Raw genomic sequence first — 25,104 nt, 5'->3', positions numbered from 1 at the left:
GAACACGATGGAAGCCGCTATCGTCTGCGCCGTGCTCGCGCTCGGCGTGCTGTTCGCCTGGCTGCTGCCGCGCTGGCGCCTGCGCCGCGTGCTGGCGCGTCCGCTCACCGCGGCCCAGCTCGGCATCATCGAGCGCAACGTCGACCAGTACCGGGGCATGCCGCCCGACCTGCGCGCGCAATTGCAGCGCCTCGTCAAGCAGTTCCTGCACCAGAAGACGTTCGTCGGCTGCGCCGGGCTCGAGGTGACGGAAGAGATGCGCGTGACGATCGCCGCGCAGGCGTGCCTGCTGCTGCTGAACCGGCCCAGCCGCGTGTATCCGGGCCTGCACGCCGTGCTCGTCTACCCGGGCGCCTTCCTCGTGCCGCGGCGCGAGCACGACGCGGCCGGCGTCGTCACGGAAACGCGCCAGGACCTGCTGGGCGAATCGTGGGGCGACGGGCGCGTCGTGCTGTCGTGGGAACACGTGCGCCGCGCCGGCCTGGCGGCCGAGGGCACGCACAACGTCGTGCTGCACGAGTTCGCGCACCAGCTCGACAGCGAATCGGGCAGCAACAACGGCGCGCCCTTCCTCGGCAGCCCGGAGCGCTACCGGAGCTGGTCGGAAACGCTGTCGCGCGATTTCGCGCTGCTGCGGCGTGACGCCTACTGGGGCCAGCGCGACGTGCTCGATCCGTACGGCGCCACGAATCCGGCCGAGTTCTTCGCCGTGGCGACGGAGAGTTTCTTCGAACAACCGTACGAGCTGGCCGCGCGCCATCCGCAACTGTATGCGGAGTTCCAGGCGTATTACCGCGTGGATCCGCGCGACTGGTTCCCCGCGCCGGCACCGGAACCGGAGCACTACGGCATGGTCTACGGACAGTGGCGCTAGCGGCTCCGCTGCGTGCGCTCGCGTACAGAGACCGAGCCCAGCGGGAGGCATCATGGCCACACCTTTATATGCAGGAGGTCATCCATGTCCACGATCATTGCAGGGCACTTCCAGCTGCAGGATGACGTCGAGCGGGCGCGCCGTGCCCTGATCGACGCCGGGTTCCCGAGCGAACGCATCAGCGGGTTCTACCTGAGCCAGCCGGGCCAGCACGACCTGACGCCGATCGGCGGCGACAACATCCACTCGCCGGGCGCCAAGGAATCGCCGGAAGGCGTGGCCCAGGGCGCCGGTGCCGGTGCGGCGGTCGGCATCGTGGCCGGCGCCGCGACGGCCCCCGTGACCGGACCGCTGGGCCCCGTGGTCGGCGGCCTCCTGGGCGCCCACGTCGGCTCGCTGTTCAGCTTTACGAAGATGAAAGATCCCGGCGAACGCGAGGAAGGCGGCCGCGCGCCGATGGAAAACCGTCCGGCCGGCATGCTCATCGCGGTCGCCTTCGACGATCCCGGCCTCGAGTCGCGCGCCGTAGATCTGCTGCGCGGCCTGGGCGCCCACCACATCGAGCGCGCCAAAGGCAATATCGTCGATGGCGACTGGGCCGATTTCGATCCGGCGTCGCCGCCCGACATGATTCACTGAGTCCGCGCCCCCGCGTCTCTTTGCGTTTCGTCAACGACGTCTTTGTCCGTCCCCCTAGACTCGATGTTTCGTGCTGCGCACCCGGCGCGGCAGGTTGATGAAGGACGACGAAACCATGCACGACAACAAAGTAGCCTTGGTGACTGGAGGGATGGGGGGACTGGGCACGGCGATCTGCCGGCGCCTGCAGGCGGAGGGGTTCCGCGTGGCGGCAACCTATTCGCCCGGCAATGCCACGCCTGACGCGTGGCTGGCCGCCCAGAGAGACGAAGGGTACCGATTCACGACGTATCGCGTCGACGTCACCGACTACGGCGACTGCGAATGGATGATGCAGAAACTGCTGGCCGAAATGGGCCGGCTGGACGTGCTGGTGAACAATGCCGGCATCACGCGCGACCGCAGCCTGCGCAAGATGACCCTGGAGGATTGGCAGGACGTCCTGCGTACCGATCTCGACAGCGTGTTCAACATGAGCAAGCAGGCGATCGAACCGATGATGGCGCAGCAATTTGGCCGCATCGTCAATATCTCGTCCGTCAACGGCCAGCAGGGCGCCTTTGGGCAGGCCAATTACTCGGCCGCCAAGGCCGGCATGCACGGCTTCACGAAGGCACTGGCGCTGGAGATGGCGCGCCACGGCGTCACCGTCAACACGGTGTCGCCCGGCTATCTGCGCACGAAGATGGTCGAGGCCGTATCGGCCGAGGTGATGAATGGCAAGATCCTGCCGCAGATCCCGATGGGGCGGCTGGGCGAGCCGGACGAGATCGCCGGCCTCGTCGCCTATCTGGTGTCGGAAGACGCCGGTTTCATGACGGGCGCGAACCTGGCCATCAACGGCGGGCAACACATGTATTGAACTAGCGCCGCTCGGCCCGCGTCTGGCAGTCGATGCACAGGCGCGCCTCCGGCCGGGCCAGCAGGCGCGACGCGCCGATCGGCTGGCCGCAGTCCTCGCAATAGCCGTAGCTGCCGTCCTCGATCCGGGCGAGCGCCTGGCGCAGCTGGCGCATCTCGGCCGAGTGATGGCCGGCCGCTTCGCGCGACAGGTCGTTCAGCAGACGGACGGTGGCGCGGTCCAGCGGCGACGTCTCCACATCTTCCACAGGCAATTCTCCCGCGTCCGGGCGCGGTTCCTCGATGCTGGACAGCGCGGCAAGACGCTGCTCCAGCATGGTCTTGAGCAGCGCCAGCTGCTCGGGTGTGAGGGGTTCCATGGTCACACGACAGCGAAGACGTGACGACAGGCGCCGGAAGCGGCGTGCGGAATGGCGTTCATGGATGTCCCCTCGTTCGTGTCGTTGGAAGCCGCGCGGCGGCGATTTCAGTGTAGCGCGGAACGAGGGGCGTGGATACCGCCGCACGGCGGCCGCATTCAGGCCGACGAGGCGGGCAGGGACGGCGCGTTGTCGATGGCGACGATGTCGAGCTGGGTCTTGAGCCCGTCGAGAGCCGCGAGGATGGGGACGACCTGGCCCGTGCTGGCGGCCGCGGCCAAGCCCAGCAGGCGCGCGACGAGCGTGATGCCGTCGCCGATGCGGGTAATGCGCTTGATCTTGTCGGCGGCGTCCACCGTCAGCTGGATCAGGTGCGCTTGCGGCTGGCCCAGCGCCGACACGACGCATGCGGCCGCCTCCGCATACAGCCGGTTGGCGCGCTGGCGCAATTCCATCTCGGCGTTCAACAGCGCGCGCGCGGCCATCTGCTCCGGTTCCGGCACGTCCTGGCCCTGGTGGCGGCGGATGTCGCGCATGACGCGCTGGTGGATGCTGTCCGCGCACGCCGACAGCTTGTCGGCCAGTTCCTCGACCTGGTGCGCGGTCGACAACGCCTCGGCCGGGCTGGGCGGCGGCGCGGCGGGCGCAGCCTGTTTCGGTTTCTCGTCGTTTGCCATGATCTCTCCTCGTGCGCTCAATCGGACAGGGCGTCGCGCAGTTTCGTCAGGTCGCGCGCATAGACGGCCAGCAACTTGCGCACTTCGTCGCCGTGCAGGTTATTCAGGTTTTCGCGCAGTTTCTGGTGGCCCAGGGCGACCTTCGTCAAACCCTGGAGGGCCAGGTCATAGCGTTTGTCGACCAGCTTGTACTCCGTCGACTTGTTGAGATAATGGACCTTGGCCAAGGTCACGAGCATGCGGTCGGACGTCTTGGTGGAGAAGGGGATTTCGACGTCGAAGATGCCGAGCACGGTCTTCTTTTCGTTGTCGTTGGTCTTCGCGTACAGGCGGGTCAGCTCGATCATGGCCTCCAGCAAGACTTGCACATCGGCGTCGCCGTCGCGCACCATCGTCTCGACGCTGCGGTTCTGGTAGCCCGATGCAATCACCCGCGTCAGCAGCCGTGTCAGGCCCGTGTACGCGGCGATCTGGCGCTGCTGCAGGCCGGATTCCGCGTTCGCCTTGAGACCATTGCCGAGGTCGTCGATGCGGTCGGACAAGTCGTAGCGTGCGTCGCCCGCCAGCACGCTCAACGTCTGCATGTACAGCACGACGGTCTTCTGGATGCTGACGAAGTCGTCGTACACGGCGCGCCGGCGCGCATCGTTTTCCTTCGCGATGCGGTCGGCGGCGGGAGAGAGGTACGGTTGTTCGCGCTCGTAGGTGTCGCGATAGCGGCGCGACAGCTCGCCATAGCCGCCCAGTTTGGCCGACGCGTCGGCGAATTGCCGCACCTCCGCCAGGCTCACGGGGCCGGTACTGGCGCAGCCGCCGAGCACCAGGGTGGCGGCGAGGACGATCAGGGTAAAACAGCGTCGCAGGTCCATGGGTCCTTTCTGGACGGCAAAAGGCCGGCCCGAAAAGCCCTCATTCTTTCAAACTGGCGGATGCTGTTATTGCCAATGCTCAAGTCAAGGCCGTGCGCCAACCCAGGCCGGCCACGGTATCGCCCAGCGGGATGTATTCGCAGCCGACCCAGCCGTCGTAACCCAGCGCGTCGAGCGTGCGGAACAGGAAGGGGAAATTGATCTCGCCGGTGCCCGGCTCATGGCGGCCCGGCACGTCGGCCAGCTGGATGTGGCGGATCAGCGGCATGCGTTCGCGCAGCGTGTTGGCAAGGTCGCCCTCCATGCGCTGCATGTGATAGATGTCGTATTGCAGGAACAGGTTCGGCGCGGCGGCTTCCGCGATGATGGCGGCGGCCTGCGCACTCTTCGTGAGGAAATAGCCGGGGATGTCGCGGTCGTTGATCGGCTCGATCAGCAGGTCGATGCCGTGCGGGGCCAGCGCGGCGGCGGCGAAGCGCAGGTTGTCGACGAACGTCGCGTGCGCGCGCTCGGGGGCGACGTTCGGCGGCAGCTTGCCCGCCAGGCAGTGCAGGCGCTTCACGCCCAGGTCGAGTGCGTATTCCAGCGCCAGCTCGACGGTGTCCTGGAATTCGCCCACGCGGCGCGGGTCGCACGCCATGCCCCGTTCGCCCGCCGCCCAGTCGCCGGCCGGAAAATTATGCAGCGCCAGTTCCAGTTGGTAGCGTTGCAGGCGGCCGGCGATCTGCTCCGCCTCGAAGGCGTAAGGAAACAGGAACTCGACGCCGTCGAAACCGGCCGCGCGGGCGGCGGCAAAGCGTTCCAGGAAGCCGAGCTCGTTGAACATCAGGCTCAGGTTGGCGGCGAAGCGGGGCATGCGAATTCCTCTTGGCGATGAAACAACCCGCTATCCTAAACCATCGTGCCGGCCGGCGCAGCGCGCAGCGCGCGCATCGGCGTGAACAGCCAGGCCAGCAGCGCGGCGCCCACGAGGAACAGGCCTGAGCCGCCGAACAGGGTCGCCAGGGAGACGCGGCTGGCGATCCAGCCGGCCGCGACGGCCGCCAGCGGCGCCAGGCCCATAAAGATGAACATGAACAGGCTCATCGTCCGGCCCAGCAGTTCGCGCGGCACGCGCTGCTGGATCCACGTGAACACGGCGACCTGCACGAACCCGCCCAGCACGCCGATGGCGACGTTGATCAGCATGCCCTGCCAACTGGCGGTGACCAGGCCCAGCGGCATCAGCAGGACGCCGGCGATGCCGTCGATCAGCAGCAGGGTCATGCCGAGGTTGCCCGCACGCCGTTTCCCGGCGATGCCACTCGCAGCCATGCCCAGCAGCGCGCCGGCGCCGTGCGCACCCATCAGCAGACCCAGCGCGGATGCACCGTGCAGGCGGCTGCTCGCCAGCAGCGGCAGCGCGACCTGCATCACGCCGCCGATCACGCAGGCGCACAGGCCCCAGTAGATGAAGCACGTGCGCATCATGGTGTCGCGCCACACGGCCGCGAGACCGTCGGCCACGGACTGCAACACCGGCTGTCTGGCGGCCGGCGCGAACGGGCGCGGCTGGACCTTGGCGAGCGTCCAGGCGGACAGGGCGAAACTGATGCAGTCGAAGCCGAACGCGAGCGCCAGGCCGCGCATGTGCTGCGGACCGTCGCTGCCGTCGCCGGCCAGCGCGAACAACAGGCCCGCCAGCAGCGGCCCGGCCAGCATCGTAATCTGCCGCAGTCCCATCATCATGCCGTTCGCGGCCTGCAGGTGCTGCGGGGCGACGGCGTGCGGCAGCATCGACGTGCCGGCCGGAATGCTGAACGCCGATGCGAGCGACAGGCCCAGCGCCAGCGCGAGCACGACGGGCAGGTGCGCCTGGCCGGTGTAGACGAGGACCGCGAGCACTGCCAGCAGCACCGTGTTGACGTGCTTGGTGAGCATCAGGATGCGCTTGGGCGAGTGGCGGTCGACGAGCGCGCCGCCGAACAGGATCAGGATGGCGCGCGGAATGCCCATCAGCGCGACTGCCATGCCCAGCGCGACGGCATCGCCCGTCAGCTTGAGCACGAGCCAGGGCAGGGCGATCAGCGTGAACTGGTCGCCGAGGGTGGAGATGACGCCGCCGCTCATCAGCCAGGTGAAATTCCGGTCGCGCAGCAGGGCGGTGCGCGGGTTCGGTGCGTCTTGCATGCTCGTCTCCTTGTCGTTTTTCGGGCGTGCGCGGGCCTGGCCGGCACGCCATCGTGTTGGTGGTACGAGGGTGGATCAGCGCTGGATGCCGGCGAGCTGCGCGAGCAGGTCGGACGTCGCGCGCAACTGGTCGCCGGACGGTGCGCCCAGCATGGCGCGGCTGATGTTGTCGACGACGGTCGTCGCGTTCGTCACCAGCTCGTCGCCGGTCGGCGTAATCAGCGCGTAGCCGACGCGGGCGTCGCGCGGGTCGCTCTGGCGCGTGACGAGGCCGATCTTTTCCAGCGGCAGCAGGGAACGCGTGACGCCGGACGCGGTCAGTCCCAACCGGTCGGCCAGGTCGACACGGCGCAAACGCCCGCCCGGTGCGCGCTGCAAGTGCAGCAGCAACTGATAATCGGCAAAGCTGATGCCGTGATGGCCGCCGAGGGCGCTGTCGAGCCGGCGCGCGAGCGTCGCCCAGGCCCGCGAGAGGCGCAGGCAGAATTCGGTGGTGAGACTGTCGGACATGATGACTCCTGGTACTTAATGGTTACTTGATTCGTCAAGTATATGGAGAATGTCGACCATTGGCAAGTACTTGAGTGCACAAATAAATTCGGGGTCAGGTCCAAATTTTTTGCAACTTCGGGGTCAGAGCTCATTTTGGTGGATGATCTTCGAAGCAAGTTCTGCCGACTGACGCCGATTTACTCATGGGCGCAACAGGCGAACCGCACGAATTCTTGGCTTGCCGGACATTGATCGAAAAAGTGCTCTGACCCCGAATTTCGGCGAAAATGTGCTCTGACCCCGAATTTGGGCTTTTGTTTGGGGTAAAAAAAGACCGGGAGCTGGTCCCGGTCTTTGTTGGTGAGCAGTGCTAAGTGTTAGCGTTCGCCGCCCGAACGCGCTGCGGATGCCGGACGCGGGCCGCGGCCCTGGCTGCGACCGCCGCCGTTGCCGCCGTTGCGGTTGCCCGGCTGGCCGGTGCGTGCGCCGCCGCCGCTGTTGCCACCATTGCCGCCGTTGCCGCCATTGCGTTGGCCCGCGCCCTGTGCGCGCGCCCCGCCCGCGCCATTGCCGGCGCCACGGTTGCCGCCTGGGCGGCCGCGGTTCGGATGGCCCGCCACGCCGCTGCGCAGCTGGATCGGTTGCGGCTTCGCCGTCGGGTCCGGTTCGAAGCCCGCGATGACCTGGCGGGGCAGCGTCTGCTTGATCAGCTTTTCGATGTCCTTGAGCATCTGGTGCTCGTCGACGCAGACGAGCGACACCGCTTCACCGGTGGCGCCGGCGCGGCCCGTGCGGCCAATGCGGTGCACGTAGTCTTCCGGCACGTTCGGCAGGTCGTAGTTCACAACGTGCGGCAGCTGGTCGATGTCGATGCCGCGCGCCGCGATGTCGGTGGCGACGAGCGCCGTCAGGCTGCCGTCCTTGAACTCGGCCAGCGCCTTGGTGCGTGCCGACTGGCTCTTGTTGCCGTGGATCGCCATCGCGCCGATGCCGTCCTTGCCCAGCTGCTCGACGAGTTTGTTGGCGCCGTGCTTGGTGCGGGTGAACACGAGCACCTGTTTCCAGCCGTGCGTCTTGATCAGGTGCGCCAGCATCGGGTGCTTCTTGTCGCGGTCGACCGGGTGGATCTTCTGGGCGATGACTTCCACGGTCGAGTTGCGCGGCGCGACCTCGATCATGGCGGGGTTGTCCAGCAGGCGGTCGGCCAGGCCCTTGATCTCGTCCGAGAACGTGGCCGAGAACAGCAGGTTCTGGCGCTTCGGCGGCAGCACGGCCAGCACTTTGCGGATGTCGTGGATGAAGCCCATGTCCAGCATGCGGTCGGCCTCGTCCAGGATCAGGATCTCGATCTTGTCGAGCTTGATCGTGCCCTGGGCGACGTGGTCGAGCAGGCGGCCCGGCGTGGCGACGAGGATGTCGACGCCGTTCGCCAGCAGCTTGATCTGCGGGTGGATGCCGACGCCGCCGAAGATCACGGCGGAGTTCAGGTTCGTGTGCTTGGCGTACATGCGCACGTTTTCCTCGACCTGGGCCGCGAGTTCGCGGGTCGGGGCGAGCACGAGGGCACGGATCGGGCGCTTGGACGTCTTGCTGGTCAGCGCGGCGCCGAACTTGTCGGTCGACAGGCGGTGCAGCACGGGCAGCGTGAAGCCGGCGGTCTTGCCGGTGCCGGTCTGGGCGCCTGCCAGCAGGTCGCCTCCGCCCAGCACGGCGGGGATCGCCTTGGCCTGGATCGGAGTCGGTGCGGTATAGCCCGCTTCAGTGACGGCGCGCACGATGGCGTCGGACAGACCGAGAGTATTGAATGACATAGTTATCTGGTAGGGATCGGCCCGTCGTTTCTCGTGTTCCCACGGAAACGCCAGTCCAGCCGATCGGTTTACACACTCAGGGCGGCCGGTACTGGTGCCGGGCGCCAAGACGCGAACGTGATGACAAACGTCAACGATCACGCGACATTATAGTTAAATATGTTTCGCTATGGAAATTTTAGCGCGGCCTGTGTCGTTTATGACAGGACCGGTGGAAGCGGGGGCGCGGCACCTCGTGGGTGCCGGAGGCAATCTTGACAGGCCGACAACGCCGCCTGCGGCGGGAAAGCCGCGCGGCCAGCAAGGCCCGCGGCATTCCCCGGACTTACACAGGGCGTATTTTACGCGAAACGGCGGGAGGCCGCTCAGGCGAAGGGCTTCAGCAGCGCGACCATGCCGGCGAAGACCTTCGGGCCGGCGGCGATGATGTCGCCCTTGTTCAGGTATTCCGACTCGCCGTCGAACTCGCCGACGATGCCGCCCGCTTCGGTCACGAGCAGCGAACCGGCGGCGATGTCCCAGATTTTCAGGTTCTTTTCGAAGTAGCCGTCGACGCGGCCGGCGGCCACGTTGGCCAGTTCCAGCGCGGCCGAGCCGCTCGAGCGCAGGCCGTGGCAGCGCGGGGCGACGACTTCGTACATGCGCAGGTATTCGGCCAGGTCGCGCGGCTCGGCGCCGTGGCCGGAGCCGATCAGGGCCTTGTTGATGCGGTCCGGATTGCGTACCCGGATGCGCTTGTCGTTCAGGTAGGCGCCGGCGCCCTTGGTGGCAGTGAACAGGTCGTTGCGGACCGGGTCGTAGATGACGGCCTGCGTGATCACGCCGCGCTGTTGCAGTGCGATCGAGATGCAGTAGTTCGGGTAGCCGTGGAGGAAGTTGGTGGTGCCGTCGATCGGATCGATGATCCAGACGTACTCGCTGTCGTCGTTCAGGTTCGCGGTCGGGCCCGATTCTTCGCCGAGGATGGCATGGTCGGGGTAGGCTTTCAGCAAGGTTTCGACGATGGCCTGTTCCGACGCCTGGTCGATGTCGGTCACGAAGTTATTGTGGCTCTTTTCGCTGACGGTGATGCGGTCGAGGTCGAACGATGCGCGGTTGATGACGGTCGCGGCGCGGCGGGCGGCCTTGATGGCCGTGTTGAGCATGGGATGCATAGAGGGCTTCCGTAAAAAAATGCTGACGCCCACCGCGCAACGGCGCCGTGAACGATCTGAACGAGAAATAATTAAAGAGCAAAGCGGTGCCGAAGCCGTTAAAATCGCGAGCTTCTTGCCCGCATTTCAACGCCCGTCACCGCGCGATGGCGTTATTTTAAATGAACCCGACCGAAACTGTCTCTTCTCTTTTCAAACGTCTACGCTTCGTGCTGGTGGAGACGAGCCGCGCCGGCAACGTCGGCTCGGTGGCGCGCGCCATGAAGACGATGGGATTTTCCGACCTCGTGCTCGTCGCCCCGCGTTGCAACGACCCGTTGCACGATCCGGAAGCGGTCGCCTTCGCCAGCGGCGCCCTCGACGTGCTCCAGGGCGCGCGGATCGTCGATTCCATCGCCGAGGCGCTGGACGGCTGCAATTTCGCGGCGGCGGTATCGGCCCGCCTGCGCGAGTTCTCGCCACCTGTATGGACGCCGCGCGAATTTTCCGCGCACGCGGCAGGGACGCAAGACCTGCAGCCAGCGCTCATCCTCGGCAACGAGCGCTTCGGCCTGCCGAACCAGATCGTCGAGCAATGCAACGTCCTGATCAACATTCCGGCCAATCCGGAGTATTCGTCCCTGAACCTGTCCCAGGCCGCGCAGGTGCTCGCATACGAATGCCGGCTGGCCGCGCAGGGCGATAATGCTCAACTGAGCCGCACGCAGGAAGGCATCGGCTTCCACGGCGAGGCGGCGAGCGTCGCGCAGATCGAGGGCATGTACGCCCATCTCGAAGAAGCACTGGTCGCGATCGGTTTCCTCAACGCGAGCAACCCGAAAAAGCTGATGCCGCGCCTGAAACGCCTGTTCGCGCGCACGCAGCTGGAGACGGAAGAAGTCAATATCCTGCGCGGCATCGCGCGCCAGGTGATGAAATCCACGGGGCGGGACTCCTAGACGGCTTGCTCTAGTCCGAATTGGTCGCCTGACCTGTTCTTTCGCTTACACTTTGAAAAAACACATACAAAGGGTAGGCATGGAGACAACCCGCAGAACCTTCCTGAAGGCCGGCCTGCTGTCGGTGGCAGTCCTGGCCGCCGGCGGCGGCTGGTACCGGCACACGCATCCGGCGCCCCCGCGCGGCTTCGTGCTCGACGGCGAGGCGCGCGCCGCGCTCGACGCCATCGTCGCCGCGATCCTGTCCGGCGCCTTGGCGGATGCCCGCGCCGACCGGGCCCGTGCCAGCGTCGCGACGACGGCGCGCGTGCACCAGACCATCCTCGGCCTGCCGCTGCCGGCCCAGCAGGAAGTGCAGGACCTGTTCGGCCTGCTCGCGCTCGGTCCGGCGCGACGCCTGCTGACGGGCATCCCGGACGGCTGGGCCGCCGCGAAGGAGGCGGACGTCGCCGCGTTCCTGCAGGACTGGCGCCTGCACCGCCTGTCCCTGCTGCGCACGGCGTACGCGGCGCTGCACGACCTCGTGCTGGGCGCCTGGTACAGCGAGCCCGCGCACTGGGACGCCATCGGCTATCCCGGCCCGCTGAAGGAGCTGGCATGAGCGCGATTCCCGATCCCATCGTGGCCGGCCTCGCGCGCGGCTGGAAGGTCATCGACGGCGCGCGCGAGGAAAGCGACCGCGCGCTGGACGCCGACGTCGTCATCGTCGGCAGCGGCGCCGGCGGCGGCGTGACGGCGGAGATCCTCGCGCTGTCCGGCCTGTCCGTGATCGTCGTGGAGGAGGGCGCACTCAAGTCATCGAGCGACTTCAGGATGCGCGAGGCGGACGCCTACCCGACGCTGTACCAGGAATCGGCCGCCCGCAAGACACGCGACAAGGGCATCAACATCCTGCAGGGCCGCACGGTGGGCGGCTCGACGACGGTGAACTGGACGTCGAGCTTCCGCACGCCGCCGGCGACGCTCGCGTTCTGGCAGCAGCGCTTCGGCCTGTCGACGTACAGCGAGGCCGGGCTGGCGCCGTGGTTCGCATTGATGGAAGCGCGGCTGCACGTGGCCGACTGGCCCGGCGCGCCGAACGAGAACAACGACCTGCTGCGGCGCGGCGCGGAGAAGCTCGGCATCCCGACGGGCCTCATCCGCCGCAACGTCAACGGCTGCTGGAACCTCGGCTATTGCGGCATGGGCTGTCCGACGAACGCGAAGCAGTCGATGCTCGTGACGACGATCCCGTCCGCGCTGGACCACGGCGCAATCCTCGTCACGCGCGCCCGCGCCGAACGCCTGGTAATCAAAGGCGACCAGGCCGACGGCCTCGATTGCACGCTGCTCGACGCGGGCGGCCTGCACGCCACCGGACGCCGGCTGCGCCTGCGCGCCCGCCACTACGTGCTCGCGGGCGGCGCCATCAACACGCCCGCGCTGCTGCTGCGCTCGAAGGCGCCCGACCCGAGCGGAAAGCTGGGCAAGCGCACGTTCCTGCATCCCACGCTCGTGTCGGCGGCGCTGTTCCCGCAGCGCGTGGACGGCTACGCGGGCGCGCCGCAGACGGTCTATTCGGACCACTTCCTGCACACCCAGGCGATCGACGGCCCGCTCGGCTTCAAGCTCGAAGCGCCGCCGCTGCACCCCGTACTGCTGGCGACGACGATGCAGGGCTTCGGCCGCGAGCACGCCGAGATGATGCGCCACTTCCCGCACCTGCAGGGGATGCTGGCGCTGCTGCGCGACGGTTTTCATCCCGAGTCGCAGGGCGGCGCCGTGGGCCTGAACGGGGACGGATCTCCGATCCTCGACTATCCGCTGAACGACCCGCTGTGGGACGGCGCCAGGCGCGCGTTGCTGACGATGGCCGAGATCCAGTTCGCGGCCGGCGCCAGCGGCGTGCAGGTCGCGCACGAACGGGCGCCGCGCTACGCCAGCTGGAACGAGGCGAAGGCCGGCATCGCCGCGCTGCCGTTCGAGCGCCACCTGACGCGCGTCGTGTCGGCGCACGTGATGGGCGGCTGCGCGATGGCGGACCGCGATGGCGTCACGGGGCCCGATGGCCGTTACCGTGGCCTGGCCAACGTGTCCGTGCACGACGGCTCGCTGTTCCCGACGTCGATCGGCGCCAATCCCCAGCTGTCGATCTACGGTATCACGGCACGCCTCGCCAGCGACCTGGCGCAATCCCTCACGGGCCGGCCGGCCGCGCGGCCGCAGGCGTAAGACATGCCGGCCAGCGCCCGCACCCTGCTGCGCCTCGTCCTGCTCGTGCAGCTGGCCGCGGCGCTGCTGGTCGCGTGGGCGCTGCTGCGCCGGGGCGTCCCGGCGTGGGGCGCGCTGCTGGCGGGGGCCGGCGCCGTCGTCGTCGTGCGCCTCGCGATCAACATGAACAACTTTGTCATGGCGGCGCGCGCGGCGAGCCACACGCCGCCCGAGTACCGGCTCGGACCGGCGGCACGCCTGCGCATGCTGGCCGAGGAGTTCCGGGCCAGTATGCTGGTCACGTCCTGGCACGTGCCGCGCGGCTGCGCGCGCATGTCCCTCCACCTCGACAGTGGCCGCGTGCCCGTGCTGCTCGTGCACGGCTACGGCTGCAACAGCGGCTTCTGGGCGCACCTGGAACCGCTGCTGGACCGCGAGCGCATCAGCCACGCCACCATCGACCTGGAGCCGGTCGCGGGCAGCATCGACGATTACGCGCCGCTGATCGAGGCGCGCGTGCAGGCGCTGTGCGCCGCGACGGGCGCCGCGCAGATCGCCATCGTCGCCCACAGCATGGGCGGGCTGGCGGCGCGCGCGTGGATGCGCTCATACGGGAGCGCGCGCGTGGCCAGGTTGATCACGCTCGGCACGCCGCACCACGGCACGGTGCTGGCGAACTTCGGCCTGGGCGAGAACGCCGCGCAGATGCGGCGGGACAGCGCGTGGCTGCGCGACCTCGCGGCGGGCGAGACCCAGGATGTCCGTGCGCGCATCGTCTCCATCTACACCTACCACGACAACATCGTCGCGCCGCAGGATTCGAGCATTCTTCCGGGCGCGCGCAACATCGCATTCGGCGGCGTGGGCCACGTGGCGCTGGGCAGCAACCCCCGCGTGCTGGCCGAGGTGTTGCGCGTTCTGCGCGAAGTGCAGCCGGCCATGGCCTGAGGGTCCGGTCGATGATATCCTTGCACGTGAGTCCACCCACACTTGTTTCCATGCAACAGAAAGCCCCGCGCCGAACCCGCGAACGCATCCTCGAGCTGTCGCTGCGGCTGTTCAACGAATTCGGCGAACCGAACATCACCACGACCGTGATCGCCGACGAGATGAACATCTCGCCGGGGAACCTGTACTACCACTTCCGCAACAAGGACGACATCGTGAATTCGATCTTCGTCCAGTTCGAGGCGGAGATCGAGCGCATGCTGACCGTCCCGGCCGGCCGCCGCTCGAACATGGAAGACGTGTGGCTGTACCTGCACCTCATGTTCGAGTTGATCTGGAAGTACCGGTTCTTCTACCGCGACCTGAACGACCTCCTGTCGCGCAACCGCAAGCTGGAACTGCACTTCAAGGCGATCCTCGCCCACAAGATCAAGGTCGCGCGCCAGCTGTGCGAAGACCTGCGCAGCGAGGGCTCGCTGGAAGCGGGCGACGCGCAGATCGGTGCCATGGCGACGAACATGGTCGTCGTCGCCACGTACTGGCTGTCGTACGAATACGTGCGCAATCCGCGCAAGTACAGCGAGCAGCAGGCCATCGCGGACGCGCTCGCGCGCGGCTGCTACCAGGTGCTGTCGATGCTGGGGCCTTACCTGCGCGGCGAGACGCTCGCGCTGTTCCAGCGCCTGTCCGACGACTTCCTCGCCAAACTGCCACCGGAAGCGCCATGAAATCCATCGCCGTCTATTGCGGCGCCTCGCTGGGCGCCGATCCTGTCTATGCCGACGCCGCCCGCGGCCTGGCGCGCGCCCTCGTCGAGCACAACATCGGCCTCGTCTATGGCGGCGGCAAGGTGGGCCTGATGGGCGTGATCGCCGACGAAGTGCTGCGCCTCGGCGGCGACGCGACGGGCGTGATCCCGAAGCACCTCGTCGAGCGCGAAGTGGGCCACGCCGGCCTCACGCGGCTGTTCGTCGTGAAGGATATGCACGAACGGAAGGCGATGATGTCCGACCTGGCCGAAGGCTTCATCGCCATGCCGGGCGGGATGGGCACGCTGGAAGAACTGTTCGAGATGGTCACGTGGGCCCAGCTGGGCATCCACGCCAAGCCCATCGGCCTTCTCAACGTGAACGGCTTCTACGACGGCCTCGCGTCCTTCATCGACCATCTCGTCGGCACCGGCTTCGTGCGTCCCGCGCACGCGGAGTCGCTGGTACGCGACGCCGACCCCGACGCGCTGATCCGCCGCCTGCGCCAAGCCTGATCCGATCGCTCGATGTTTGCGGAAACATTGACCGTTTCCTGATCGCTCAACGAGCGAATCAGGGTGTATTCCTGCGCCCTGAAATGATATCGATCGCGCGTCCCTAACATCATTGTTGTGCGCTATCATATTTTGGCAGCAGCACAAGGCGATTCGGCTTGCACGATGAACGCGATACGCGTCGATCCCGATCCACCACGACAACGGGGCCGCCGCACGCCGGATCGATTTCGATTTCGATATCGAGAAGGAGACACCATGATCAACAAGCGTCGCAACCGCCTGCTCAAACTGCTCGACGAGCGCAAGGCGGCCACCGTGCACGAGCTGGTCGAATCGCTGGACGCGTCGCCGTCCACGATCCGGCGCGACATCAGCTGGCTCGCCGCCCGCAACCTCATCCACCGCACGCGCGGCGGGGCCGAGACGACCCCGCGGAAGAAGCGCCTCGGCGGCCTCGCCAACGACACCTTCGCCGACAACCTGCGCGCCAACGCCGCGCGCAAGTACGCCATCGCCCGCCACGCGGCCGCGCTGTGCGAGGATGGCGAGACCATCATCATCAACGGCGGCACGACGACGTTCATGATGGCCGACTTCCTGGCCGACCGCAGCCTCAAGATCATGACCAACTCGTTCCTGATGGCCGACCGGCTGCTGGCGACGAGCCAGAACGAAGTGCTGATCCCGGGCGGGACGGTCTACCGCGACGAGAACGTCATCCTGTCGCCGTTCGACAACGATGCGACGGGCGACCAGTACGCGTCGAAGATGTTCATGAGCGTGTCCGGGCTGTCGATGCTGGGCCTCGTCGAGACCGACCCGCTGTTGATCCGCGCCGAACGGCGCCTGATCGGCCAGGCCGAGAAGCTCGTCGTGCTGGTGGACAGCTCCAAGTTCGCGCGCCGCGCGGGCCTGATCCTGTGCAACCTGAAGCAGGTGCACACGGTGATCACGGACAGCGGCGTCGCCGACCTGTCCGTGCAATGGCTGGAGCAGGCGGGCGTGAAGGTGATCGTTGTCGAGCCGGAGACGCCGCCGGCGCAGGATTGCATTGCGTTGGATGGGGCGCAGTTGGGGCTGCACGGGAGCATGTGCGCGATGCTGGCCTAGCTGCGTCGTCCCCGGACTAGGCGTCTCCCTTGGCGGAGGCCCAATTTGCACGCGTTATCGCGGCGAGCAAAACTTGGGGGGATAGCGCCAGTGGCGCTATCCCGCCTGCGCGCTAGTGTCCGGAATATTGTTCTCAAGAACCGTCAGAAACAGCATCGTCATTCCCGCGCAAGCGGGAATCCATACTGAGTATGCTGACTACGTTCTTCATTTCCACCTCATTGGCTACAAAGAGTCGACTTCGAGCAGTCAGCATGGGTTCCCGCTTTCGCGGGAACGACGGGTTTTGAGCTAACTTAAGGCAGCGGCATCAACCCTTCCGCCCGCACGACCCACTTCCCACCGTGCGGAAACCCGGGCGCCGCCCCGGCCGGCGCGCCATCCCAGCCGCCCGCCATCATCGCGACGGCGGCCAGCAGCGCGCCGTTGCCGGGCAGGTAGACGGGCAAGTCCGTGTTCGGATTGTGCCCGGCGGCCGTGTAGCCGTTGTTCGGCACTCCCGTCTTCATCAGCACGTCGACGGCCGTCTCCGGACGGCCCAGGCGCGCCGCCGTCATCGCGATCATCGGATAGTCCCAGCCCCAGATCTTCGCCTTCCAGTCCCATTGCGCGAGCACGGCGTCCAGCGTGCGGTCCATGACGGCGCGGTCGACGCCAGCGCCCGGCAGCTGGCCCAGCGCCATCAGGAACGACGGGTGGTCCTGGCGGCTGGCGACGTCGTCCCACGTGTCCGGGACCGATTCGAGCGCGACGTATTTGCCGTCCTTGACCGGGAGGGCGGACAGGTGCCGGCGCTTTTCGTCCCAGTCGCTGTTGCGCGGCAGGCCGAGGCGCGTGCGCCAGGCCTGCGCGATGTCCAGCGCCGTCGACCAGTACGACAGTTCGTACGCCGGGTTCATGCTGGCGGCCGGATCGTGGATCTCCTGCGCGATCCACAGCGGCGGGCCCAGGACCCAGCGCTTGTTCCTGTCGTCCCACGCGAGCATCGACGCCATCGCATCGGCCGTCGCGAACACGAGGTCGCGGTAACGCTGGAGCGTCGCGGGCGTGGGGGCGGCGCGGTACAACAGTTCCGCGAGGTGGATCGGGTGCGGCTGGTTCCACACGATCAGCGGATTGCCGCCGGGGCTCTCGCGCCCCTGCGGACTCGTCATCTTGGGCCAGCGCGCACCCTGCAGCCCGCGCGCCGCCGCGACGGCGCGCGCGGCGGGCAGCGTGGCGCGGAACCAGTCCAGCGCCCGCGCCAGGTACGCCGGGCGGCCCCACAGCGCGAAGTGCGCCGTGTGCCACCAGATCATCTCCGTGTGGTGCTTGCCGTACCACGTCGACGTCGTCAGCCCGCTTTCCTGCGGCGGAAAATCGCCGCCCGCCTGGATCGCCGTGAGGTATTGCGACAGCACGACGCGCCGTTCCAGCTCGGCCGCGCGCGGGTCCGTGCTGCCGCTGAAATCGACGGCGCCGCCGCTGCGCCAGAACGCGGGCCAATGCGCGGCACTGCGCGCGAAGACGTCCGCCGCATCCGGCGCCGGCTTGTCCGGCGCATACGCGAGCGTGAACTCGAGCACCTGGCCGGACTTCGGCCGCAGTTCGAACGTGTGCGGCGCAGGTGTCGCGATGGTCACGGGCATCGAGGCGCGCAGCGCCGCGCCGTAGCGATAGCCGTCGCGCGCATGCGCCAGCACGAGGGTGTCGGCCGTGCGCGTCACGATCGTCGTCGTGTGCGACGCCGGCTGCGACCAGTCCAGCGGCGGATTCTGCTTGATGCCGCCGACGTAGCCGCGCGGAAGCGCGAACCGCACGGCCAGGCCGCGCGCGAGCAGCGTCGATTCGATGCGCACGGCGAGCGTGTCGCGCTCCGGGTCGACCGCCGTCGTCACGACGACCCGTTCGCCGTCGATGGTGTACGCGCTCGTGAGCACGCCGCGCCACAGGTCGAGGCGCTGGTCGATCGCGCCCACGTCCGCCAGCGCGAGCGGTTTGCCGTCGCGGTGCGTGTAGGCGATGGCGAGCTGGCCGAGCGGCTGCGGATGCGGATTCTCGCGCAGCCAGGCGGCGGCCGGCACGTCCATCCGCGTCGGATAGTCCACGGTCTTGCCGTGCGCCGTGTACGCCTTGTTCGCATCGGCGAGCTTGTACCCGTGCGGATTCGGATCTTCGTGCCACGCCCACCGCGCCTGCGTTTCGAGGCCGATGCCATTGGCGCGGTAATGGTCGGCGAAGGTCTGCAGGCCCGTCACGTCGGCGGTGAAACAGAAGCGGCCATTGCCGACGCTGAGCGGCGCCCACGGATCGGGCGCCGTCAGGTGCGGAGAATGACGCGTGACGAGGGCCTGGCGGTCGATGCGGTCGGCCGCGCGCGCGGGCAGGACCGACACAAGCAGCAGCAGGGCGGCGATGGCAAAGGCGGGCATGGTGTCTCCAGGGATGCGACAGCCGATGATAACTGCCTGCCTTTCCCCTTGTTTTCCCATTTTGATCACGTTTTTGACCAGATTTCCTTTCGGTCAGTCCACTGAGCGGTCGCCGATTGACCCTGTTCGAGGCGGCTGTCTACCATCTTTACGCCCATCGATAATCCATAAGGAAAAACGGCATGAAGACGAGACGCAAGCAAAAGCGGGCCCGCGCCCACCACACAACAACGATGTCCGCGTTACTGATCGCGGCAAATCTCGGTTGCCACGCGAACGCGCAGGAGGCCGACGCACCGAAGCCCGAGGAGAACAAAGTCGTCGTGACCGGCTCCCGCCTGATCAGCCGCGGCTTCCTCGCCCCGACGCCCGTGACGACGGTCGACGCGCAGGAACTGAAATTGACCGGCACGCAGAACCTCGAGGTGATGCTGTCGGATACGCCGCAGTTCACCGCGAACCAGCTCAGCAGCCCGACGGCGAACACGGTGCAGCCGGGCCAGCCGTCCGGCACGTCGACGCTCAACCTGCGCAACCTGGGGCCGACGCGCAACCTGGTGCTCGTGAACGGCCGCCGCTTCGCCATCACGGGCCCGGATTTCACCACCGACGTCAACACGATCCCGGCGGCGCTCGTGAAACGCGTGGAGACGGTGACGGGCGGCTCGTCCGCCGTGTACGGCTCGGACGCCATCTCCGGCGTCGTCAACTTCATCCTGCGCGATCATTTCGAAGGCGTGGAGATCAACGCGCAGAGGAGTATCGACCAGCCCACGCGCACACCGAACGATTCGGTCGACCTGACCGTGGGCGGCAATTTCGGCGGGGGCAAGGGCAATGTCGTCGTCTCCGTCAACTACATGGACCGCGACGGCTTTACGCGCGGCGAACGTGGCGGCTGGGCGCTGCCGTCGCTGGGCGATGGCTGCGTGACGGCGGCGTCGTGGTCGTCCACGCGTCCCGGCACGCCGCTCGCGGTGCCGGCGGGGCAGACCTGCGTGACGGCGGGCGGGCGTCCGGGCCTGATCTTCAGCGGCTCGTCGAACGTGCCGACGGGACGCATCGGCAACCTGCCCGTCGTCGGTTCCGCCGCGTCGAATCCGGCACTGAACGCCGCGCTCATCGCGGCCGGGCTGCAGAACATGTCGACGCTGGGCGCCATCTTCGACCCGACCGGCAGGACGGTGCGTCCGTACGCGGCGCCGGGCGATGCGTACGATCTCGGGCCGCTGTCGTACATGGTGACGCCGCAGAAGCGCTGGATGAGCAATGCATTCGCCCACTACGATTTTAGCGAGCGCGCCACCGGCTACATGGAGGCTCACTTCAGCAGCAATTCCGCGAGCGTGCAGATCGGCCCGACGAGCGCCAGCGGCAACTTCCTCTTCAATACGAACAACCCGTATCTGAGCTCGCAGATGCAGGAAGTCCTGCGCCAGCTGGACCTGCGCGAGACGGGCACCACGCGCGTCACCAACGGCACGTCGTCGCTCACCACCACGCCGGGCGACGGCCTCGCCGTGTTGAACTACAACCGCCGCTTCTCCGACCTGGGCGGACGCGTGGCGGACACGGACCACCAGGTCTACCGCATCGCGCTGGGCCTGCGCGGCAGCCTGCCGGACGTGTCGGAACGCTGGCTGCGCGACCTGAAGTACGACGTGTACTACACGAAGGCGCGCACGACGGAGACGCAGGACCAGGCGGGCTCCATCTCGCTGAGCCGATTCCAGAACGCGATCCTGGCGCAGAACGGCGCGGCGCCCGTGCTGAATCCGTTCGGCCAGAACCTGACCGAGGCGTCGGCCAATGCGATCTCGGTGGCGTCGAAGTCGAAGATCACGGCGGAGCAGAACGTCCTGGCCGGTAACGTGGCGGGATCGCTGATGGACGTGCCGGCCGGCGCCATCGACTTCTCGACGGGCTTCGAGCGCCGCTACGCGTACAGCGCCTACAGCCCGGACGTGTTCCTGTCGTCCGGCGACGTCTCGGGCTGGAACGCGGCCCGCGCGACGAAGGGCTCGACGACGGTGAAGGAAGTGTACGGCGAGGTGCGCGTGCCGCTGCTGGCCGACAAGCCGTTCGCGAAAAGCCTGTCCGTATCGGGCGCGTTCCGCCGCTCCGATTACGACGTCGCGTCGGTCGGCAAGGTGTGGACCAGTTCCATCGGCGCGGAATGGGCGCCCACCCGTGCGCTGACGTTCCGCGCGCAGAAGCAGAAATCGATCCGCGCCCCGAATGTGGGCGAGTTGTTCGGCGGGCAGGGCACGAACGGCCCGACCGCGACCGACCCGTGCTCGAGCCGCGCCCCGCTGGCGCAGCAGACCCAGGCCGTGCGCGTGCTGTGCGAAGCGACGGGCGTGCCCGCGAACCTCGTGTTCGATCCGGCCGTGCAGCCGTCGCCGTTCATCACGCAGGTCGTCGGCGGCAACCCGGACCTGTCGGCAGAAACGTCGCACACCGTCACCGTCGGCGCCGTGTTCATGCCGCCGTCCGTGAAAGGCCTGCAGCTGAGCGTGGACTGGTACCGCATCACCGTCGACGACGCCATCTCGACCCTCGGCGGCGGCGGCATCCAGTCCGTGCTGGACCTGTGCTACAACACGATCCGCAACGCGTCCAGCGTGTACTGCCGCGCGATCAACCGGGATCCGATCACGGGCCAGATCGCGGCACCGACGTACGTGATGACGACGAACGCGAACATCGGCGGCATCGCGACGCGCGGCGTGGACCTCGCGGGCCACTACAATTTTACGAGGGACGGCATCCAGTGGACACTCGATTCCAACTGGACGTACGTGAACGAGCTGACGTTCACGCCGATCCAGGACCTGCCCGGGCTGAAGAACCGCTGCGTGGGCACGTGGGGCGGCACGTGCGGCCAGCCGGTGCCGCGCTGGAAGGGCACGACGCGCGTCAGCATGAAGCGGGGACCGCTGCTGCTGTCCGCCCGTGCACGCTATACCGGCCCCGTGACGGTCGACTCGTACGCGCTTGCCGCGAACCCGCCCGCGCTGGAATCGCTGACGAATCCGAAGATCAAGTCCTATACTTGGCTCGATTTGACCGCCGGCTGGGAATTCAGCCGCATGGTCAACCTGACCGGCGGCGTGCGCAATGTGCTGGACAAAGACCCGCCGATCCTCGGTTCCGCGCAGCTGCCGGCGAATAACACGATCCCGGCCACGTACGACACGCTCGGACGCCAGCTGTTCGTGACCCTGAACGTGAAACTGTGAAGGAGACCCGCAAGATGACGGACCGACGTACCCTGCTGCAGGCGGCGCTGCTGGCGCCATGGCTGCTGCCCGCCGTCGCGCGGGGCGCGACGTGCGCGACGGCGGGCTGGGCCGACGCGCTGCGGCGCGACCTGGACGCGATGGCGGACGAGCTCACGCGCACCCTGTGCCCGTGGCCCGTGCCGGACAAGGTGTTCGTGCCGGAGGCTTACGGCCTGCGGCCAGGAGAACCCGCGACGGCCGCGATCCGGCGCGCCGTCGACGCCTGCGCGGCGGCCGGCGGCGGCATCGTACGGCTGGCGCAGGGCGACTACGTCAGCGGCACGATCGACCTGCGTTCCGGCGTGATGCTGGAAGTGGCGGAAGGCGCGCGCCTGCTGGCCAGCACGGACTTGAAGGACTATCCGGAGCGGCGCGCGCGCCGGCCCACGGTCCAGGACAGCAATATGGGAATGAACCAGTCGCTGATCTTCGCCGAGGGCTGCACGCGCGTCGGCGTCCGCGGCAAGGGCATCATCGACGGGCGCGGCACGCCGGACAACTTCCCGGGCCAGGAAACGACCGGCGCCACGCCGGGCCGGCCGTTCCTCATCCGCATGCTCGATTGCAGCCAGGTCGTCATCGCGGACATCCGGTTGAAGGATTCGCCGTGCTGGATGCAGAACTACCTGAACTGCGAGGACCTGATCGTGGACGGCATCCACGTCGAGAACCAGGCGAACCACAACAACGACGGCATCGACATCGACGGCTGCCGCCGCGTCATCGTGCGCAACTGCTTCATCAGCGCCGAGGACGACGCCCTGTGCTTCAAGGGCGCGAGCCAGCGGCCGATCGACCAGGTGCTCGTCGAGCACTGCCGCCTGTACAGCACCTGTAACGCGCTGAAGTTCGGCACGGATTCGCAGGGCGATTTCCGCAACGTGCTCGTGCGCCACGTGGAAGTGGGCGGGCCGGCGGCCGACATGCGCGCGATGAAGCGCCGCAAGGCCGACGGCGGCATCTCGTGGGAAACCGTCGACGGCGGCACGGTCGAACGGGTGCTCGTGCACGATGCGCACATCGTGCGCGCCGAGAGTCCGCTGTTCCTGCGCCTGGGCGACCGCGGGCGCGTGCGGCCGGAACAGGCGCGCCCGCAGCCGGGCCGCCTGCGCCGCATCGTGTTCGACCGCATCACGGGCAGCGACAACGGCAAGCGCGGCTCGTTCTTCACGGGCGTGCCCGGCCACGCGATCGAGGACGTGCTGCTGCGCGACGTCGACCTGCCCATGACCGCGACGACCGAGCCGGCGATACGCCAGCAGGACATCCCCGAAGCGCCCGCCGAGTATCCGGACCCGCACATGTTCGCACCCGTGATGCCCGCCTACGGCCTGTGGATTCGCCACGTGCGCCGCCTGACCTTGCAGCGCGTACGCTTCACCACCGCCGCCCCCGATCCGCGCCCGATGCTGCTGGCGGGCCCCGACGCCGACTCCCCCTGCACACCATGAAATCAATCGTCTTCCTGCTGGCCATCCTGCTGGGCACCGCGCACGCGGCGGAACCCGTGCAAACCTACCGCAACCCGATCCTGTACGCCGACTATTCCGATCCGGACGTGATCCGGTCCGGCGACGATTACTGGCTCGTCGCGTCGAGCTTCCACTTCTCGCCAGGCCTGCCTGTGCTGCGCTCGAAAGACCTCGTGCACTGGACCATCGCCGGCCACGTGCTGCCGCGGCTCCCGTTCGACCCCGCGTACGACATGGTCCCGCCGTACACGCTGACGGACAGCACGTCGAAGCCCGTCACCGGACAGCGCTATGCCCGCGGCGTGTGGGCGCCGTCGCTGCGCGCGCATGCGGGCAAATTCTACGTGTACTGGGCGACGCCGGACGAGGGCATCTTCATGAGCACGGCGAATCACCCGGCCGGGCCGTGGAGCGCGCCCGTCGCCGTCGTCGCCGGCCCGGGCTACGAAGATCCGTGCCCGTTCTGGGACGACGACGGCAAGGCCTACCTCGTCCACTCGAAGGTCGGCGCCGGGCCGCTGATCCTGCATGCGATGAGCGCGGACGGCACGCGCGTGCTCGACGCAGGCAGGACGATCGTCGAGGACAAGGTCAACCTGCCCACGCTGGAAGGGCCCAAGGTCTACAAGCGCAACGGCTATTACTACATCTTCGCGCCCATCGGCGGCGTGGGCCACGGACCGCAGGCCGTGCTGCGCGCGCGGCGTATCGACGGGCCGTACGAGGCGCGCAAGGTGCTGCTGCCGGGGAATGGCATCGAGGGGCCGCACCAGGGCGGCTGGGTCGAAACGCCGTCGGGGCAGGGCTGGTTCATCCACTTCAACCGCACGGGCGCGTTCGGGCGCGTCGCGCACCTCCAGCCGGTCGTGTGGAAGGATGACTGGCCGGAGATGGGACAAGCCGGCCTGCCCGTGCTCGAGGGACCGGTCCCGGACACGGGCCGCAGCGCGCCCGCGGACCGGCTGCAGGACTCGGACGAATTCGCCGCGCCGGCGCTGGGCCTGCAATGGTCGTGGAACCACAATCCGGACGACGCGCACTGGAGCCTCGCGCAGCGGCCCGGCTATCTGCGCCTGCAGGCCAACGAGGCGAAATACCTCGTCGGCGCGCGCAACGTCCTCACGCAGATCCTGCAGGGCCCCGCGTCCGAGATCACGACGCGGCTGGAACTGCAAGGGCTGGGCGAGCGCCAGCGCGCGGGCCTCGTGCTGTTCGGCGTCGGCGTGCCGTGGGTCGGCGTCGTGCACGAGGATGGCAAGGACTATGTGACGGTGGCGAACGGCGGCGTGGAGACGCGGGTGGGCAAGGTCGACGGCAAGGCGATCGTCCTGCGCGCGGCCGTGGCGGAAGACCAGACCGTGCGCTTCTCGTATGCGCGCGACGGCAGCGGGGACTTCCATGCGGCCGGCACGCCGGTGAAGCTCGCGCCGTTCTCGTGGTGGAAAGGCAGCCGGCCCGCCGTGTTCACGTGGATCAAGGGCGACACCGACGCGCCGCGCGAGGGCGGCGGCCCGCGGCCGATCGTGCGCGATTACGTCGACGTCGACTGGTTCCGCGTGACCCGGTCCGGACGCTGACG

General features: G+C 67.9%; 22 protein-coding genes. 13 read left to right on the top strand and 9 right to left on the bottom strand.

Annotated elements, in window-relative coordinates; all coding sequences use genetic code 11:
* Window positions 1-7 precede the first annotated feature (7 nt).
* From ACEN9H_RS20905 to phbB, 3 genes are all read left to right on the top strand, one after another.
* Window positions 8-874, top strand: a complete 867-nt coding sequence (locus tag ACEN9H_RS20905; RefSeq protein ID WP_413671943.1) for a zinc-dependent peptidase — start codon at window positions 8-10, stop codon at window positions 872-874.
* An 84-nt stretch (window positions 875-958) separates the two neighbouring features.
* Window positions 959-1,513, top strand: a complete 555-nt coding sequence (locus tag ACEN9H_RS20900) for a hypothetical protein (protein WP_056127511.1) — start codon at window positions 959-961, stop codon at window positions 1,511-1,513.
* A gap of 115 nt (window positions 1,514-1,628) precedes the next feature.
* Complete coding sequence (phbB, locus tag ACEN9H_RS20895) at window positions 1,629-2,375, top strand: acetoacetyl-CoA reductase (protein ID WP_413671942.1); 747 nt, start codon at window positions 1,629-1,631, stop codon at window positions 2,373-2,375.
* A gap of 1 nt (window position 2,376) precedes the next feature.
* Here phbB and ACEN9H_RS20890 read toward each other — a convergent pair whose 3' ends face one another.
* From ACEN9H_RS20890 to ACEN9H_RS20855, 8 genes are all read right to left on the bottom strand, one after another.
* A complete protein-coding gene (locus ACEN9H_RS20890) occupies window positions 2,377-2,733 on the bottom strand; it encodes a TraR/DksA family transcriptional regulator (RefSeq protein ID WP_371769993.1) in 357 nt (118 codons plus the stop codon).
* A 158-nt stretch (window positions 2,734-2,891) separates the two neighbouring features.
* A complete protein-coding gene (locus ACEN9H_RS20885) occupies window positions 2,892-3,410 on the bottom strand; it encodes a hypothetical protein (RefSeq protein WP_413671941.1) in 519 nt (172 codons plus the stop codon).
* Between the two features lie 17 nt (window positions 3,411-3,427).
* On the bottom strand, window positions 3,428-4,279 hold the full coding sequence (locus tag ACEN9H_RS20880; RefSeq protein WP_056127517.1) for a hypothetical protein: 852 nt from the start codon (window positions 4,277-4,279) through the stop codon (window positions 3,428-3,430).
* 79 nt (window positions 4,280-4,358) lie between these two features.
* Complete coding sequence (gene otnI / locus ACEN9H_RS20875; protein WP_371766198.1) at window positions 4,359-5,135, bottom strand: 2-oxo-tetronate isomerase; 777 nt, start codon at window positions 5,133-5,135, stop codon at window positions 4,359-4,361.
* Between the two features lie 35 nt (window positions 5,136-5,170).
* Window positions 5,171-6,448: an MFS transporter gene (locus ACEN9H_RS20870; RefSeq protein WP_413671940.1), complete on the bottom strand. Its 1,278-nt coding sequence runs from the start codon at window positions 6,446-6,448 to the stop codon at window positions 5,171-5,173.
* A gap of 75 nt (window positions 6,449-6,523) precedes the next feature.
* A complete protein-coding gene (locus ACEN9H_RS20865) occupies window positions 6,524-6,958 on the bottom strand; it encodes a MarR family winged helix-turn-helix transcriptional regulator (RefSeq protein WP_413671939.1) in 435 nt (144 codons plus the stop codon).
* Between the two features lie 359 nt (window positions 6,959-7,317).
* The gene (locus ACEN9H_RS20860; RefSeq protein WP_056127531.1) at window positions 7,318-8,751 is read right to left on the bottom strand and encodes a DEAD/DEAH box helicase; all 1,434 of its coding nucleotides are present in this window, start codon (window positions 8,749-8,751) and stop codon (window positions 7,318-7,320) included.
* Window positions 8,752-9,116: 365 nt separating this feature from the next.
* Window positions 9,117-9,896, bottom strand: coding sequence for an inositol monophosphatase family protein (locus ACEN9H_RS20855; protein WP_056128404.1), 780 nt, complete (start codon window positions 9,894-9,896; stop codon window positions 9,117-9,119).
* 170 nt (window positions 9,897-10,066) lie between these two features.
* Here ACEN9H_RS20855 and ACEN9H_RS20850 point away from each other — a divergent pair, with 170 nt between their 5' ends.
* The 7 genes from ACEN9H_RS20850 to ACEN9H_RS20820 all read left to right on the top strand — a co-directional run bounded on the left by ACEN9H_RS20850 (window position 10,067) and on the right by ACEN9H_RS20820 (window position 16,358).
* Window positions 10,067-10,843: an RNA methyltransferase gene (locus ACEN9H_RS20850; RefSeq protein WP_413671938.1), complete on the top strand. Its 777-nt coding sequence runs from the start codon at window positions 10,067-10,069 to the stop codon at window positions 10,841-10,843.
* Window positions 10,844-10,922: 79 nt separating this feature from the next.
* Window positions 10,923-11,444 carry a twin-arginine translocation signal domain-containing protein gene (locus ACEN9H_RS20845; RefSeq protein ID WP_413671937.1) on the top strand — a complete coding sequence of 174 codons (522 nt, stop codon included), beginning with the start codon at window positions 10,923-10,925 and terminating at the stop codon, window positions 11,442-11,444.
* A complete protein-coding gene (locus tag ACEN9H_RS20840; RefSeq protein ID WP_413671936.1) occupies window positions 11,441-13,054 on the top strand; it encodes a GMC family oxidoreductase N-terminal domain-containing protein in 1,614 nt (537 codons plus the stop codon). The genes ACEN9H_RS20845 and ACEN9H_RS20840 overlap by 4 nt, the downstream gene beginning before the upstream one ends.
* A gap of 3 nt (window positions 13,055-13,057) precedes the next feature.
* Window positions 13,058-13,981 (top strand): lipase family alpha/beta hydrolase, encoded by a 924-nt coding sequence (locus tag ACEN9H_RS20835; RefSeq protein ID WP_413671935.1) that lies wholly within the window; start codon window positions 13,058-13,060, stop codon window positions 13,979-13,981.
* Window positions 13,982-14,031: 50 nt separating this feature from the next.
* A complete protein-coding gene (locus tag ACEN9H_RS20830; RefSeq protein ID WP_056127546.1) occupies window positions 14,032-14,709 on the top strand; it encodes a TetR/AcrR family transcriptional regulator in 678 nt (225 codons plus the stop codon).
* Window positions 14,706-15,245, top strand: coding sequence for a TIGR00730 family Rossman fold protein (locus ACEN9H_RS20825; RefSeq protein ID WP_413671934.1), 540 nt, complete (start codon window positions 14,706-14,708; stop codon window positions 15,243-15,245). Before ACEN9H_RS20830 ends, ACEN9H_RS20825 begins: the two co-directional genes overlap by 4 nt.
* 258 nt (window positions 15,246-15,503) lie before the next feature.
* The gene (locus ACEN9H_RS20820) at window positions 15,504-16,358 is read left to right on the top strand and encodes a DeoR/GlpR family DNA-binding transcription regulator (RefSeq protein ID WP_413671933.1); all 855 of its coding nucleotides are present in this window, start codon (window positions 15,504-15,506) and stop codon (window positions 16,356-16,358) included.
* Window positions 16,359-16,654: 296 nt separating this feature from the next.
* On the opposite strand, the gene ACEN9H_RS20815 is transcribed toward ACEN9H_RS20820, so the two are convergent.
* Entirely contained in the window at window positions 16,655-18,769 is a 2,115-nt protein-coding gene (locus ACEN9H_RS20815) for a hypothetical protein (protein ID WP_413671932.1), read from the bottom strand.
* Window positions 18,770-18,951: 182 nt separating this feature from the next.
* On the opposite strand from ACEN9H_RS20815, the gene ACEN9H_RS20810 reads away from it, so the two are divergent.
* From ACEN9H_RS20810 to ACEN9H_RS20800, 3 genes are read left to right on the top strand one after another with little or no spacing between them, the layout of a single operon-like run.
* On the top strand, window positions 18,952-22,011 hold the full coding sequence (locus ACEN9H_RS20810) for a TonB-dependent receptor domain-containing protein (RefSeq protein ID WP_413671931.1): 3,060 nt from the start codon (window positions 18,952-18,954) through the stop codon (window positions 22,009-22,011).
* A gap of 14 nt (window positions 22,012-22,025) precedes the next feature.
* Window positions 22,026-23,504: a glycoside hydrolase family 28 protein gene (locus ACEN9H_RS20805; protein WP_413671930.1), complete on the top strand. Its 1,479-nt coding sequence runs from the start codon at window positions 22,026-22,028 to the stop codon at window positions 23,502-23,504.
* Window positions 23,501-25,102 (top strand): glycoside hydrolase 43 family protein, encoded by a 1,602-nt coding sequence (locus ACEN9H_RS20800; protein WP_413671929.1) that lies wholly within the window; start codon window positions 23,501-23,503, stop codon window positions 25,100-25,102. The genes ACEN9H_RS20805 and ACEN9H_RS20800 overlap by 4 nt, the downstream gene beginning before the upstream one ends.
* Window positions 25,103-25,104: the final 2 nt, after the last annotated feature.

The organism is Massilia cellulosiltytica (genome assembly GCF_047325105.1).
Lineage (GTDB): Bacteria > Pseudomonadota > Gammaproteobacteria > Burkholderiales > Burkholderiaceae_D > Telluria > Telluria orientalis.
Note: the sequence above shows the minus strand (reverse complement) of the source record. Positions and strands in the feature narration are given on the sequence as shown.

Excerpts from the sequence above, each read along its gene's own strand:
- ACEN9H_RS20905 (WP_413671943.1), top strand. The coding sequence starts at position 8 with ATGGAAGCCGCTATCGTCTGCGCCGTGCTCGCGCTCGGCGTGCTGTTC.
- ACEN9H_RS20900 (WP_056127511.1), top strand. The coding sequence starts at position 959 with ATGTCCACGATCATTGCAGGGCACTTCCAGCTGCAGGATGACGTCGAG.
- phbB (WP_413671942.1), top strand. The coding sequence starts at position 1,629 with ATGCACGACAACAAAGTAGCCTTGGTGACTGGAGGGATGGGGGGACTG.
- ACEN9H_RS20890 (WP_371769993.1), bottom strand. The coding sequence starts at position 2,733 with ATGGAACCCCTCACACCCGAGCAGCTGGCGCTGCTCAAGACCATGCTG.
- ACEN9H_RS20885 (WP_413671941.1), bottom strand. The coding sequence starts at position 3,410 with ATGGCAAACGACGAGAAACCGAAACAGGCTGCGCCCGCCGCGCCGCCG.
- ACEN9H_RS20880 (WP_056127517.1), bottom strand. The coding sequence starts at position 4,279 with ATGGACCTGCGACGCTGTTTTACCCTGATCGTCCTCGCCGCCACCCTG.
- otnI (WP_371766198.1), bottom strand. The coding sequence starts at position 5,135 with ATGCCCCGCTTCGCCGCCAACCTGAGCCTGATGTTCAACGAGCTCGGC.
- ACEN9H_RS20870 (WP_413671940.1), bottom strand. The coding sequence starts at position 6,448 with ATGCAAGACGCACCGAACCCGCGCACCGCCCTGCTGCGCGACCGGAAT.
- ACEN9H_RS20865 (WP_413671939.1), bottom strand. The coding sequence starts at position 6,958 with ATGTCCGACAGTCTCACCACCGAATTCTGCCTGCGCCTCTCGCGGGCC.
- ACEN9H_RS20860 (WP_056127531.1), bottom strand. The coding sequence starts at position 8,751 with ATGTCATTCAATACTCTCGGTCTGTCCGACGCCATCGTGCGCGCCGTC.
- ACEN9H_RS20855 (WP_056128404.1), bottom strand. The coding sequence starts at position 9,896 with ATGCTCAACACGGCCATCAAGGCCGCCCGCCGCGCCGCGACCGTCATC.
- ACEN9H_RS20850 (WP_413671938.1), top strand. The coding sequence starts at position 10,067 with ATGAACCCGACCGAAACTGTCTCTTCTCTTTTCAAACGTCTACGCTTC.
- ACEN9H_RS20845 (WP_413671937.1), top strand. The coding sequence starts at position 10,923 with ATGGAGACAACCCGCAGAACCTTCCTGAAGGCCGGCCTGCTGTCGGTG.
- ACEN9H_RS20840 (WP_413671936.1), top strand. The coding sequence starts at position 11,441 with ATGAGCGCGATTCCCGATCCCATCGTGGCCGGCCTCGCGCGCGGCTGG.
- ACEN9H_RS20835 (WP_413671935.1), top strand. The coding sequence starts at position 13,058 with ATGCCGGCCAGCGCCCGCACCCTGCTGCGCCTCGTCCTGCTCGTGCAG.
- ACEN9H_RS20830 (WP_056127546.1), top strand. The coding sequence starts at position 14,032 with ATGCAACAGAAAGCCCCGCGCCGAACCCGCGAACGCATCCTCGAGCTG.
- ACEN9H_RS20825 (WP_413671934.1), top strand. The coding sequence starts at position 14,706 with ATGAAATCCATCGCCGTCTATTGCGGCGCCTCGCTGGGCGCCGATCCT.
- ACEN9H_RS20820 (WP_413671933.1), top strand. The coding sequence starts at position 15,504 with ATGATCAACAAGCGTCGCAACCGCCTGCTCAAACTGCTCGACGAGCGC.
- ACEN9H_RS20815 (WP_413671932.1), bottom strand. The coding sequence starts at position 18,769 with ATGCCCGCCTTTGCCATCGCCGCCCTGCTGCTGCTTGTGTCGGTCCTG.
- ACEN9H_RS20810 (WP_413671931.1), top strand. The coding sequence starts at position 18,952 with ATGAAGACGAGACGCAAGCAAAAGCGGGCCCGCGCCCACCACACAACA.
- ACEN9H_RS20805 (WP_413671930.1), top strand. The coding sequence starts at position 22,026 with ATGACGGACCGACGTACCCTGCTGCAGGCGGCGCTGCTGGCGCCATGG.
- ACEN9H_RS20800 (WP_413671929.1), top strand. The coding sequence starts at position 23,501 with ATGAAATCAATCGTCTTCCTGCTGGCCATCCTGCTGGGCACCGCGCAC.